The organism is Pseudomonas sp. GW821-FHT10B02 (genome assembly GCF_059415665.1).
Genome location: NZ_JBWKNR010000008.1, coordinates 191,422 through 204,733, shown reverse-complemented (window position 1 = coordinate 204,733; position 13,312 = coordinate 191,422). Strand labels below are relative to the sequence as shown.

9 protein-coding genes are annotated in these 13,312 nt (G+C 60.9%); 5 read left to right on the top strand and 4 right to left on the bottom strand.

What is annotated here, in order from left to right; genetic code table 11:
* Positions 1 to 160 precede the first annotated feature (160 nt).
* The gene (locus AC07OF_RS14460; RefSeq protein WP_038614850.1) at positions 161 to 526 is read right to left on the bottom strand and encodes a PilZ domain-containing protein; all 366 of its coding nucleotides are present in this window, start codon (positions 524 to 526) and stop codon (positions 161 to 163) included.
* 182 nt (positions 527 to 708) lie between these two features.
* On the opposite strand from AC07OF_RS14460, the gene AC07OF_RS14455 reads away from it, so the two are divergent.
* From AC07OF_RS14455 to yjiA, 3 genes are all read left to right on the top strand, one after another.
* Positions 709 to 2,775, top strand: coding sequence for a carbon starvation CstA family protein (locus AC07OF_RS14455; protein ID WP_038614847.1), 2,067 nt, complete (start codon positions 709 to 711; stop codon positions 2,773 to 2,775).
* An 18-nt stretch (positions 2,776 to 2,793) separates the two neighbouring features.
* The gene (locus AC07OF_RS14450; protein ID WP_008094130.1) at positions 2,794 to 2,991 is read left to right on the top strand and encodes a YbdD/YjiX family protein; all 198 of its coding nucleotides are present in this window, start codon (positions 2,794 to 2,796) and stop codon (positions 2,989 to 2,991) included.
* An 85-nt stretch (positions 2,992 to 3,076) separates the two neighbouring features.
* Positions 3,077 to 4,039, top strand: a complete 963-nt coding sequence (yjiA, locus tag AC07OF_RS14445; RefSeq protein WP_157194301.1) for a GTPase — start codon at positions 3,077 to 3,079, stop codon at positions 4,037 to 4,039.
* Between the two features lie 80 nt (positions 4,040 to 4,119).
* On the opposite strand, the gene glyA is transcribed toward yjiA, so the two are convergent.
* Positions 4,120 to 5,373, bottom strand: a complete 1,254-nt coding sequence (gene glyA / locus AC07OF_RS14440; RefSeq protein ID WP_038614841.1) for a serine hydroxymethyltransferase — start codon at positions 5,371 to 5,373, stop codon at positions 4,120 to 4,122.
* 119 nt (positions 5,374 to 5,492) lie between these two features.
* Complete coding sequence (locus AC07OF_RS14435; protein ID WP_157194300.1) at positions 5,493 to 9,320, bottom strand: bifunctional diguanylate cyclase/phosphodiesterase; 3,828 nt, start codon at positions 9,318 to 9,320, stop codon at positions 5,493 to 5,495.
* Positions 9,321 to 9,588: 268 nt separating this feature from the next.
* On the opposite strand from AC07OF_RS14435, the gene ettA reads away from it, so the two are divergent.
* Positions 9,589 to 11,253 carry an energy-dependent translational throttle protein EttA gene (ettA, locus tag AC07OF_RS14430; RefSeq protein ID WP_038614835.1) on the top strand — a complete coding sequence of 555 codons (1,665 nt, stop codon included), beginning with the start codon at positions 9,589 to 9,591 and terminating at the stop codon, positions 11,251 to 11,253.
* A 212-nt stretch (positions 11,254 to 11,465) separates the two neighbouring features.
* A complete protein-coding gene (gene gdhA, locus AC07OF_RS14425) occupies positions 11,466 to 12,803 on the top strand; it encodes an NADP-specific glutamate dehydrogenase (RefSeq protein WP_038614831.1) in 1,338 nt (445 codons plus the stop codon).
* On the opposite strand, the gene AC07OF_RS14420 is transcribed toward gdhA, so the two are convergent.
* Positions 12,800 to 13,297 (bottom strand): GreA/GreB family elongation factor, encoded by a 498-nt coding sequence (locus AC07OF_RS14420; RefSeq protein ID WP_157194299.1) that lies wholly within the window; start codon positions 13,295 to 13,297, stop codon positions 12,800 to 12,802. The two genes, gdhA and AC07OF_RS14420, sit on opposite strands and share 4 nt — an antisense overlap.
* Positions 13,298 to 13,312 lie beyond the last annotated feature (15 nt).

Here is a 13,312-nt window from a genome sequence, read left to right as displayed (position 1 = left end):
TCAGACGCTCAATTTGGGTGTTTAAGTGAATGCAGTTATCGTTCCAACACGCAAACGCAGGCCTCGCAAGGCTGCGTGAAAACGGATAGGAGGGGTAAAAAAGCTGTCCGAGTGGACAAAAACGTAACGAGAGGGAAATCCGGTAGCAAGCTAAGTTATTTTAAATTTCGATCAGTTCTCGCAGTTCACGCATCATTTCGGGGTTGTCGGCCAGGTTGAGTTCCACCAAACGCCGTAAATGACACGATGAGTCGATATCAGTGCGCAGGCAGACAAAACCCAGTCGATTACCTTCTTCATGGCGCAGTTCCACCTGCATCCATAACGTTACCTGCTCCCCCAGGTGGACAAGGGCCTCGAAATCCTGGGTCAGGTCGGGGTCCCACGGCTCCGGGCATTTGATCAGCAAGCCCTTGAGGGACAGGTCAATCAGCTCGACCGGCCAGCATCGCTCGCCCTGGCGCAGTTCAGTGGGGCTATCAAAGGCAACACGCTGGAAACGTCGACGTTCTTGGTGGTCGCTCATGTTCAGGCACTCCGGGGTTCTTCCTGACTATAGCTCAGCACTTGCCAAGGTCCGCGCAAGGGCGCATAACGAGTTTTGTTCAACCCGCGTTGAAGGCTCTAGACCAACGTGGGGGGTGGTCTTTCCTGTCAGGATCGCTAGACTCGAAAGGCTGTCTTTTATCCACTAGCTGGAAGCAAACCATGAACAACAATAATAGCCTGCTACGCCACATTCCGTGGCTGGCGCTGGCAGTCATAGGAGCCTGTGCGCTGGGTGTGGTCGCCCTGCGTCGTGGCGAGGCCATCAACGCCTTGTGGATCGTCGTCGCTTCGGTGGCCATTTACCTGGTCGCCTACCGCTACTACAGCCTGTTCATCGCCACCAAGGTGATGCAGCTGGACCCACGTCGGGCTACCCCGGCGGTGCTCAACAACGATGGTCTGGACTATGTACCGACCAACAAACACATCCTTTTCGGTCACCACTTTGCCGCCATCGCTGGCGCCGGCCCATTGGTCGGTCCGGTCCTGGCCGCGCAGATGGGCTACCTGCCCGGCACGCTCTGGCTGATTGCCGGCGTGGTGCTGGCCGGTGCGGTGCAGGACTTCATGGTCCTGTTCCTGTCCACCCGCCGCAACGGTCGCTCGCTGGGTGACATGGTCCGCGAAGAAATGGGCCGGATTCCGGGCACCATTGCCCTGTTCGGCTGCTTCCTGATCATGATCATCATTCTCGCGGTGCTGGCGCTGATCGTGGTCAAGGCCCTGGCCGAGAGCCCATGGGGCATGTTCACGGTCATGGCGACCATCCCGATCGCGATGTTCATGGGCATCTATATGCGCTACATCCGCCCGGGCCGCATCGGCGAGATCTCGCTGATCGGCGTGGTGCTGTTGTTGCTGTCGATCTGGCTGGGGGGCCAGGTTGCCGCTGATCCGGTCTGGGGCCCGGCATTCACCTTCACCGGTGTGCAGATCACCTGGATGCTAGTGGGTTACGGTTTTGTCGCTGCCGTACTGCCGGTGTGGCTGGTGCTGGCACCACGTGACTACCTGTCGACCTTTCTCAAGATCGGCACCATCGTTGGCCTGGCCATCGGTATCCTGATCATCGCCCCCGAGCTGAAAATGCCGGCGCTGACCCAGTTCACCGACGGCACCGGCCCGGTATGGAAAGGCACCCTGTTCCCGTTCCTGTTCATCACCATCGCCTGTGGCGCGGTGTCGGGCTTCCACGCGCTGATCTCCTCGGGCACCACGCCCAAGCTGCTGGATAACGAAACCAACGCCCGTTACATCGGTTACGGCGGCATGCTGATGGAGTCGTTCGTGGCGATCATGGCCATGGTTGCCGCTTCGGTGATCGAGCCAGGCGTGTACTTCGCCATGAACAGCCCGGCCGCAGTGGTCGGTGCCGACGTTGTGTCGGTGGCGCAGACAGTCAGCAGCTGGGGCTTTGCGATCACCCCTGACGCGCTGGAAGCGGTGGCCAAGGACATTGGCGAGCACACCATCCTCGCCCGTGCCGGTGGTGCGCCGACCCTGGCGGTGGGTATCGCGCAGATCCTGCACCAGGTCCTGCCGGGTGAAAACACCATGGCCTTCTGGTACCACTTCGCGATCCTGTTCGAGGCGCTGTTCATCCTCACCGCAGTGGACGCCGGTACCCGTGCCGGTCGCTTCATGCTCCAGGATTTGCTCGGCAGCTTCGTACCGGCGCTCAAACGTACCGAATCGTGGGGTGCCAACCTGCTCGCTACTGGCGGTTGCGTAGCGCTCTGGGGCTACCTGTTGTACCAGGGTGTGATCGATCCGTTGGGCGGTATCAACACCTTGTGGCCGCTGTTCGGCATCTCCAACCAGATGCTCGCCGGCATCGCGCTGATGCTCGGTACCGTGGTCCTGATCAAGATGAAGCGCCAGCGCTACATGTGGGTCACGCTGCTGCCAGCTGTATGGCTGCTGATCTGCACCACCACCGCCGGCTTCATCAAGCTGTTCGATCCGAACCCGGCGGTCGGTTTCCTGGCGCTGGCCAACAAGTACAGCGTGGCGCTCGATGCCGGGCAGGTACTGGCACCGGCCAAGGATATCGGCCAGATGCAGCACGTGATCTTCAACGCCTATACCAACGCTGGCCTGACGATCCTGTTCCTGTTCGTGGTCTTCAGCATCCTGTTCTTCGCCCTCAAGGTCGGTATTGCCGCCCTGGGTAAAAAAGAACGGACTGACAAAGAGTCTCCGTTCCAGGCACTGCCAGATGCGTAACCCAAGAGGAATGCAGTGATGTTCAACGATCTCGGTCGACTGGGTAAGTACCTGGGGCAGGCAGCCCGCCTGATGGTCGGCATGCCCGACTACGACAACTACGTCGAGCATATGCAGACCAAGCACCCGGACAAACCGGTGATGAGCTACGAGGCGTTCTTCCGCGAACGCCAAGAGGCGCGTTACGGTGGCAAGTCCGGGCCCAAGTGCTGTTGAATGACAGCTACTGACGGCAGTTGAACCTGTGGGAGCCCGGCTTGCCGTGCTCCCACAGTCATTTTCAGTTCAGGAGATTTTCCGTTTGCACGCGCCCATTCCGGTAACAGTACTCAGCGGTTTTCTGGGGGCCGGCAAGACCACCTTGCTGCGCCATCTGCTCAAGGCCGAACATGGCCTGAAGATCGCTGTGATCGAAAACGAATTCAGTGACGCCGGCATTGATACCCAGTTGCTTGGCGATGAACCGGTGCAGGTCATGACCCTGGCCAACGGCTGCGTTTGCTGCAGCATCCACACCGACCTGACCAAAGCCTTGTTCCTGCTGCTGGAACGTCTGGACGCCGGCGAAATCGCCTTCGACCGCCTGGTGATCGAGTGCACCGGTTTGGCTGATCCGGCGCCGGTGGCGCAAACCTTCTTCATCGACGAGGAACTGCGCGAGCGCTACATCCTCGACGGCATCATCACCCTGGTCGATGCCGCCCACGCCGAGCAGCACCTGACCCAGGCGATCGCCCAGGCGCAGGTAGGCTTTGCCGACCGCCTGCTGGTGAGCAAGACTGACCTGGTCGATGCTGACAGCTTCAAGGCGTTGAGCGATCGGCTGGGGCGCATCAACCGTCGCGCACCGATCCGGGTGGTCGAGCACGGCCGTATCGATCTGGCCGAACTGCTTGATGTGCGAGGTTTCAACCTCAATGCCGATCTCGGCGGCGGCCTGAGCCTGCGTCCGGTCAGCCAACCGGCCACGCCGGATCGCATCTCCAGCCTGGTGCTGCGCACCGACACGCCGCTGGATATCGACCGGCTCAGCGACTTCATGAACCAGTTGCTGGAAGACCATGGCAAGCAGCTGCTGCGTTACAAGGGTGTGCTCAGCATTGCGGGTGAGGATCGCCGCCTGGTGTTCCAGGGGGTACTGAAACTCTATGGTTTTGACTGGGATACCGAGTGGGCAGAAGGGGAGACGCGTGAGAGCGTGATGGTGTTTATTGCCGATGATTTGCCGGAGGCGAAGATTCGCGAAGGGTTCGAGCGTTTGTAGGAGCGGATAAATCCGCTCCTACAGCAGGCACAAAAAAGCCCGGCTCAAGAGCCGGGCTTTTTCACATCAGGTAACTGCGATTACTTGCCGTATACCGGCAGCTTGGCGCAGATAGCCTTGACCTTCTCACGAACGGCGTCGATCACCGCTTCGTTGTTCAGGTCAGCCAGGATGTCGCAGATCCAGCCGGCCAGTTCTTTACACTCAGCCTCTTTGAAGCCACGAGTGGTCACAGCCGGAGTACCGAAGCGCAGGCCGGAGGTGACGAACGGGGAGCGTGGGTCGTTCGGTACCGAGTTCTTGTTGACGGTGATGAAGGCTTTGCCCAGGGCAGCGTCAGCATCTTTACCGGAGATCTCTTGCTTGATCAGCGACAGCAGGAACAGGTGGTTCTGAGTACCACCGGAAACCACGTCGAAACCGCGCTCGATGAACACGCCAGCCATGGCCTGGGCGTTTTTCACGACCTGCTGCTGGTAGGCTTTGAACTCAGGCTGCAGCGCTTCCTTGAAGCAGATCGCCTTGGCGGCGATAACGTGCTCCAGCGGGCCGCCCTGGGCGCCCGGGAAGACTGCGGAGTTCAGCTTCTTCTCGATGTCGGCGTTGGCACGGGCCAGGATCAGGCCGCCACGTGGACCGCGCAGAGTCTTGTGGGTAGTGGTGGTGACGACGTCGGCGAATGGTACCGGGTTCGGGTACACGCCTGCAGCGACCAGACCGGCAACGTGGGCCATGTCGACGAACAGGTAGGCACCGACCTTGTCAGCGATTTCGCGGAAGCGCGGGAAGTCCAGAATCTGCGAGTAGGCAGAGAAACCGGCAACGATCATCTTCGGCTTGTGCTCGACGGCCAGACGCTCGACTTCGTCGTAGTCGATCAGGCCGTTGGCGTCGATGCCGTACTGCACAGCGTTGTACAGTTTGCCCGAAGAGCTGACGTTGGCACCGTGGGTCAGGTGACCACCGTGGGCCAGGCTCATGCCCAGGATGGTGTCACCGGCCGACAGCAGGGCCAGGTAGACAGCGGCGTTGGCTTGCGAACCGGCGTGTGGCTGGACGTTGGCGTAATCGGCGCCGAACAGTTCCTTGGCACGGTCGATGGCCAGTTGCTCGACCACGTCGACGTATTCGCAGCCGCCGTAGTAACGCTTGCCTGGGTAGCCTTCGGCGTATTTGTTGGTCAGAACCGAGCCCTGGGCTTCCATGACTGCCGGGCTGGTGTAGTTTTCCGAAGCAATCAGCTCGATGTGCTCTTCCTGGCGCTGAGCTTCTTGCTCCATGGCGGCAAAAAGATCGGCGTCGTACTTGGCAATGGTCAAATCACGGCTGAACATGGCGGTCCTCAAGGATCGTGCTGAAATAGGCGGGCATTCTACCTCATCAGCTTTTGTCTGGCATATGAAAGGGCATCATGTCGCAGACAAATGGGGCTCATGAGCGACAAGCTGCAAACCTACTCGAACATGAACAGCGTTTCGTTGCTGAACTGCGCTTCGAACTGGTTGGCCGGCATCGGCCGCCCGAACAGGTAACCCTGCACTTCGTCGCAATCGTGCTCGCGCAGAAACTCCAGCTGCTCGTGGGTTTCCACGCCTTCAGCAATCACCGCCAGGTTCAGGCTGTGGGCCATGGCGATGATTGCCCGGGCGATCTGCGCGTCCTGCTCGCCTTCGGGCAAACCGTCGACGAAGGTGCGGTCGATCTTCAGTACATCGATAGGGAACTGTTTGAGGTAGTTGAGTGACGAGTAGCCGGTACCGAAGTCATCGACCGCAATGCTCAGGCCGAGCTTTTTCAGGCTGTCGAGGATCACCATCGCCTCGTTGACTTCACGCATCAGGATACTTTCGGTCAGCTCCAGCTCCAGGCATGCCGGTGGCAAGCCAGTGTCCTTGAGGATGGTGGCAATCCGCGTGCCGAGCTGGCCGTCGGAGAACTGCCGCGCCGAGATGTTCACCGAGACCTTGGGCACCTGCACCTTGTCCTGATGCCAGACCTTGAGCTGGCGGCAGGCTTCCTTGAGTACCCAGTCGCCGACATCCACGACCAGTCCCAGCTCTTCGATCACCGGAATGAAATCGCCCGGCGGCACCAGCCCGCGGCGCGGATGACGCCAGCGCAGCAGGGCCTCGGCACCGGTCAGGCGCTTGCCGTCACCGCTGAACTGCGGCTGGTAATAAAGAATGAATTCGTTCTGCTCCAGGGCATGGCGCAGGTCGCTTTCCAGCTCCAGGCGCTCGAGGGCGCTGGCGTTCATGTCGGCCTGGTAGAACTGGAAGTTGTTCTTGCCACGCTCCTTGGCGTGGTACATGGCCGTGTCGGCGTTCTTCATCAACTGGCTGAGCTCGCTGCCGTCCTGCGGGCTCAGAGCGATGCCGATACTGGCGGTGACGAAGAACTCGCGGTTTTCCAGGACGAACGGTCGTACCAGGCTGCCGAGGATCTGCTCGGCAACGTTGATGGCGCGGTTCAGGGCCGTTTCCCGGGTCGCCCGCGGTTGCAGCAACAGGGTGAACTCGTCACCGCCCATACGCGCCACGGTGTCATCATCATCGACACAGTCGAGCAGGCGCTCGGCCATGTCCTTGAGCATGCGATCGCCAGCGGCATGGCCGAGGGAGTCGTTGATCGGCTTGAAGCGGTCGAGGTCGAGGAACATCAACACCACCCAGGCTTTTTGCCGGTCAGCCTGCTGCAGGGCCGTGTGCAGACGGTCCTGGAACAGGGTGCGGTTGGGCAGGTGGGTCAGGGCGTCGTAATAAGCCAGGCGGTGAATGCGCTGCTCACTGGCTTTGCGTTCGCTGATGTCGGTGAAGAAGCACACGTAGCTGGCCAGGTCGCCTTCGTCGTCGAGCACTGCGGTGATGCCGACCCAGGCCGGGTAATGCTCGCCATTGCGACGCTTGAGCCACACTTCACCTTCCCAGGTGCCACGCTGGTTGAGCTGCTTGAGCACATAGCGCAGGTGCGCTTCCTGGTGTTCGTCCACCGTCAGCATGCTCGGCAATTGATCGAGCACATCGGCCACGGCATGGCCGCTGACCCGGCTGAACGCTTCGTTGGCCTGGACGATATAGCCGGCCGGGTCGGTGATCAGGATCGCCGATGTCGAGTGTTCGAATACCGTGGCGGCCATGCGCAGGTCTTTCTCGGCGCGGCGCTGCTGGCTGATGTCGCGGCCGACCCCGAGGATCCCTTCGAAACGCTCCTGATCGTCCCAGACCAGCACCAGGCGCAATTCGATCGGAATCTTGCGGCCATCGGCGCGCAGGCAATCGAACAGGAACAGCTGGTTGGGCAATTGAGTGCGCAGTTGCTCCAGTTGCTCAGGGTCATTCAAGGCCCGGTTGACCCGTTCGACCAGGGCATAGATGCCGGTCAATTGCGCCGGGTTGGCGATGGTCGAATGCCAGCCGTTGTCGAAGATCCAGTCGACCTCATAGCCCAGCACAGCCTGTACCGATGGGCTGACATAGTTGAGCTGCAACTGGTTGTCGGTGGAGAAGATCACATCGCTGATGCTTTCGGCGAGCATGCGATAACGCTGTTCACTGTCGCGCAGCGACTCGCTGGCCTCGATCTGGTCGGTCACGTCCTTGCCAACGCCGATGATGCGGGTGACAACGCCGTTGCCATCGCGGGTCAGGGCTTGCTCACGAATGTCGAAGCGCCGCCAGCGTTGATCGTAATGACGGAAACGCAGTTGGCAATGCAATTGCTCGACACCGCCGGTGTCGAGCAATTGCTGGCGAACTCGCCAATACAGCTGGGCATCGTCCGGGTGCAGGAGGATCTCCCAGAAGCGTTCGCCCATCTGTGCCAGCTGGCTACGGTCGTAACCGAGGGTCTGGCCGAGGTTGCGGTTGCTGAAGATCATCTGCTTGCTTTGCACATCTTGCACGTACAACTGGTCAGGCACCGTACGCACGACGTCCGACCAGAAGCTTTCGCGCTCGAGCAACGACAGCTCGACCTGCTTGCGGCTGGTGATGTCGCTGATGCTGAGGATCACCGCTTCATAGTCGCGGCGCTGCTCGGGGAATTTCACCATCAGCCAGAGGTGCAGGTCCTGGCCGTCGGCGTTCGGCAGGTGGACTTCCAGTTCCAGCTGCTGCTGGTTGTCCAGCACCGCTTCAACCAGTTGCACGCCAATGCCTTCGATACCGGCTTGCGTGCCTTCGACCAGACAGTTCCAGGCGGCATCGCAGCAGTTGACCCCCAGCAGTTGCAGGGCCACCTGGTTGACCTCGGTGACCTTGAGTTCCTGCAGCAAGACCCGCCGCAGTGCCCGGTCAAAGGCCAGGCGTTGCTGCAAGGCCTGGCGGCTGCGCAGACGATGACGCTCCAGCTGCACAGGCAAGCCGGAGAGGTCGAGTACGCACAGGGCAACGCCAGTGCCTTCGAAAATATCGTGATAGCGCCGACGGCTTTCCTGCAGCATGCGGTGCCGGCGACGCATATTGATCAAGGCAAGCAAGGGCAGCAGGGCGCAGAACAGGCCGAGCAGACACTTGCCGATCAGTGCCGGCAGCAGTTGTTCGCGGGCCAGTCCTGCATCGAACAGGCCGCGTAGTTGCCAGGTACTGTTGTCGAGGAACGCGAGCATTACGCTTTGCAGCGGTTCGTCACTGCCCGGCGCCGGTTGATGGCGATTGATGATCTCGCCGGTGCGGCTGTTTTCCAGGAGCCACAACGGGTGATTGGGGCGGTCCAGGTGTGAAGTCAGCTCGCTGTAGTAGGCCGGGCCCAGGCGCAGCAGCCAGTAACCCGGGGTGTCGCCCGGCTGGCGCAGCAACAGGTAGATCAGACGATTGTCCGCGCTGTTGCTGTAGTAATGGTCGTGACCCTGGTTGAGCCGCAGCAGCTCGTCCACAACATGACGATCCGGGGTGGCGCCGAGGCTGTCGCTGAGCACCTTGCCTTGGGAATCGATCCACACCAGGCTCTGCAAGGCCGGCAGTCGGGCCTGCAGTTTCGCGAGGATGTCCGGCAGTTGCGCAGGGCTTGGCGACGAACGGTAAGGCTGGACAATGTTGTGGGCCACCTGCGCCTTGAGCGACATGCTCAGGGCCATGTGATCGGCCAGTTCGGCGCTGGCGTCAAGGCTGTGCTGGTACTGGTCGGCCTGGGTGTGGCGGTACTGGTCGACCAGTTGCCAGAGCAGCAAGCCGAGCAACAGCAGGACCAGCAGGGCCAGCGCGCTTTTCAGAGAACCGCGTAATGCAGAGCCGGGTGCGCTGGACGGCGTGCGCAGGGATGTCGGCTGAGTGAGATTGGTCAAGCGATGATCCTGCGGTATGGCTGGATGGCAGGTTTAGAGCTGCTGGCTTGCAAGCGCCACGGTCCCTGGCGGCTACTCTGGTCACGCACTATAAGCCTGACGCCCGAAGGGCGGCTAGCATGCCCGCAAATGTGGCAAAGTGCCAGCCCTGTTCGTCGGCGGTTTGCCCAACAAGGCGCATTGCGGTAGCTTTGGCCCTTTCCTGGGGGCTGCGGCTCCCTTCATCTGTTTCGCGCTCATTTTTTCGTCTCTGACGCTAGGTTTTTCCATGGCTCAATACGTCTACACCATGCATCGGCTGGGCAAAGTTGTCCCGCCGAAGCGGGAAATCTTGAAGAACATCTCCCTGTCGTTTTTCCCCGGCGCCAAGATCGGCGTGCTCGGCCTGAACGGCTCGGGTAAATCCACCCTGCTCAAGATCATGGCTGGCGTCGACAAAGAGTTCGACGGCGAAGCCCGTCCGATGCCGGACCTGAACATCGGTTACCTGCCACAGGAACCGCAGCTGGACCCGAGCAAGACCGTCCGTGAAGTGGTCGAGGAAGCGGTCAGCGTGATCAAGGACGCCCAGGCGCGTCTGGACGAGGTCTACGCCGCTTACGCCGAGCCCGATGCCGACTTCGACAAGCTGGCCGCCGAACAGGCCAAGCTTGAAGCCATCCTGCAGGCCAGCGACGGCCACAACCTCGAGCGCCAGCTGGAAGTCGCGGCAGATGCCCTGCGCCTGCCGGCCTGGGAGGCCAAGGTCGAACACCTGTCCGGTGGTGAAAAGCGCCGTGTGGCGCTGTGCCGTCTGCTGCTGTCGGCCCCCGACATGCTGCTGCTCGACGAACCGACCAACCACCTGGATGCCGATTCCGTCGCCTGGCTGGAGCACTTCCTCCACGACTTCCCGGGCACCGTGGTAGCGATTACCCACGACCGTTACTTCCTCGACAACGTCGCCGGCTGGATCCTCGAGCTCGACCGCGGCGCCGGTATTCCGTACGAAGGCAACTATTCGGGTTGGCTGGAAGCCAAGTCTGATCGTCTGGCCCAGGAATCCAAGCAGCAGTCGGCCCACGAAAAGGCCATGAAGGAAGAGCTGGAGTGGGTGCGCAAAGGCGCCAAGGCTCGTCAGTCCAAGTCCAAGGCCCGTCTGCAACGCTTCGAAGAAATGCAGTCGCAGGAATTCCAGAAGCGCAGCGAAACCAACGAGATCTACATCCCGGCCGGTCCGCGCCTGGGCGACAAGGTCATCGAATTCAAGAACGTCACCAAAGGCTATGGCGACCGCGTACTGATCGACAACCTGTCGTTCAGCATGCCGAAAGGCGCCATCGTCGGTGTGATCGGCGGTAACGGTGCCGGTAAATCGACCTTGTTCCGCATGCTCATGGGCAAGGAACAGCCGGACTCGGGCAGCATCGAGATCGGTGAAACCGTGCAACTGGCCTGCGTTGACCAGAGCCGCGAAGACCTGGACGGCAACAAGACCGTGTTCCAGCAGATCTCCGACGGTTCCGACCAACTGCGTATCGGCACCTACGAGATCCCGTCGCGGACCTACGTCGGTCGCTTCAACTTCAAGGGCGGCGATCAGCAGAAGTTCGTCAAGGACCTCTCCGGTGGTGAGCGTGGCCGTCTGCACCTGGCCCTGACCCTGAAAGAGGGCGCCAACGTCCTGCTGCTCGACGAACCGTCCAACGACCTCGACGTAGAAACCCTGCGTTCGCTGGAAGAAGCCCTGCTGGACTTCCCGGGCGCCGCCATTGTGATCTCTCACGATCGCTGGTTCCTGGACCGTGTGGCGACCCACATCCTGGCTTACGAAGATGATTCGCAAGCGGTGTTCTTCGAAGGCAACTACACCGAGTACGAAGCCGATCGCAAGAAGCGTCTCGGCGAAGCTGCTGCCCAGCCACACCGGGTACGGCACAAAAAACTGGCATAACCCTTCGGGTTTTGCACTGAAACGGGGCCTTCGGGCCCCGTTTTTTTTTTGCGGGGCTGTGGGAGCGGGCTTGTCCGGCGAATGTATACACTTATACAAATGCACCATTTAATTTCATAAAAACGACATATCGCTCTGTTCCGGTGCGACTGGTTCTTGGTAGAGTCTGGAAAAAAACCAATAAGTCCAAATCTCTATCTGGTGAAGTGTCTATGATCGAATCCGTCGAAGATTTCCTTGCGCGCCTGAAACAGCGCGACCCTGCCCAGCCTGAGTTCCACCAGGCAGTCGAAGAAGTGCTGCGCAGTCTCTGGCCATTCCTTGAGGCCAATCCGCATTACCTTCAGGCCGGCATTCTTGAGCGCATGGTCGAGCCTGAGCGGGCAATCCTGTTCCGTGTGTCGTGGGTTGATGACGCGGGCAAGGTCCAGGTCAACCGCGGCTACCGTATCCAGATGAGCAGCGCCATCGGCCCGTACAAGGGCGGCCTGCGTTTCCACCCCTCGGTGAACCTCGGCGTACTGAAGTTCCTGGCCTTCGAGCAAGTGTTCAAGAACTCCCTGACCTCGCTGCCCATGGGCGGCGGCAAAGGTGGCTCGGACTTCGATCCGAAGGGCAAGAGCGATGCCGAAGTCATGCGCTTCTGCCAGGCCTTCATGAGCGAGCTGTACCGCCACATCGGCGCGGATCTGGATGTGCCAGCCGGTGACATCGGTGTCGGCGCTCGCGAGATCGGCTTCATGTTCGGCCAGTACAAGCGTCTGGCCAACCAGTTCACCTCGGTGCTGACCGGCAAGGGCATGACCTACGGTGGCAGCCTGATCCGTCCGGAAGCGACCGGCTACGGTTGCGTATACTTCGCCGAAGAGATGCTCAAGCGTCAGGACCTGCGCATCGACGGTCGCCGCGTGGCGATCTCCGGTTCCGGCAACGTTGCCCAGTACGCCGCGCGCAAGGTCATGGACCTGGGCGGCAAGGTCATCTCGCTGTCCGACTCCGAAGGCACCCTGTTCTGCGAAGCCGGCATGACCGACGAGCAGTGGGATGCGCTGATGGAGCTGAAGAACGTCAAGCGCGGCCGCATCAGCGAGCTGGCCGAGCGTTTCGGCCTGGAGTTCCGCAAGGGTCAGACGCCATGGAACCTGCCATGCGATATCGCCCTGCCGTGCGCCACCCAGAACGAACTGAATGGCGAAGACGCTCGCACCCTGCTGCGCAACGGCTGCATCTGCGTGGCTGAAGGCGCGAACATGCCGACCACCCTCGACGCTGTGGATATCTTTATCGAGGCGGGCATCCTGTTCGCTCCGGGCAAGGCCTCCAACGCCGGTGGTGTTGCGGTGAGCGGTCTGGAAATGTCGCAGAACGCCATGCGCCTGCTGTGGACCGCTGGCGAAGTGGACAGCAAGCTGCACAACATCATGCAGTCGATCCACCACGCCTGTGTGCACTATGGCGAGGAAAACGGCCGGATCAACTACGTCAAAGGCGCCAACATCGCCGGCTTCGTCAAGGTTGCCGACGCCATGCTGGCCCAGGGCGTGGTCTAAACCTCAGGCTCGATGGCGACGATCTCGATCGACAGATCCCCTGCCGGTCGTCGCCACAGTACCTCGTCACCGGGCGCAGCTCCCAGCAGTGCCCGGCCCAGTGGTGAGCCCCAGTTGATCAGGCCCTTGCCAGCATCGGCCTGATCTTCACCGACCAACTGCACCTGGTGCTGCTGGTTCTGTTCATCGATAAAAATCACCCGGCTGCCAATCTGCACCTTGTCCGATGCGCTCGCCTTGGCAACGACCTGGGCACTCTGTACGCGGGCAGTGAAGTAGCGCAGGTCGCGCTCTGTGTCGGCCCGGCGTTGCTTGTCGGCGTGTTCGCCCTGGGCCTGCAAGTCGCTGTGCAGGGCGTGCAGCTCAACTAGCCGTTGTTGCAACTGGGCCAGGCCCTGGGCGGTGACGTAGTTGGGCTGTTCGCTGATCTTGCGCTCCACCGGCTGGTCGGCCTGGGCGGCAGCCTGGTCTTCATTGACGAATGCTCGGCTCATGATGGCCTCCTGTGC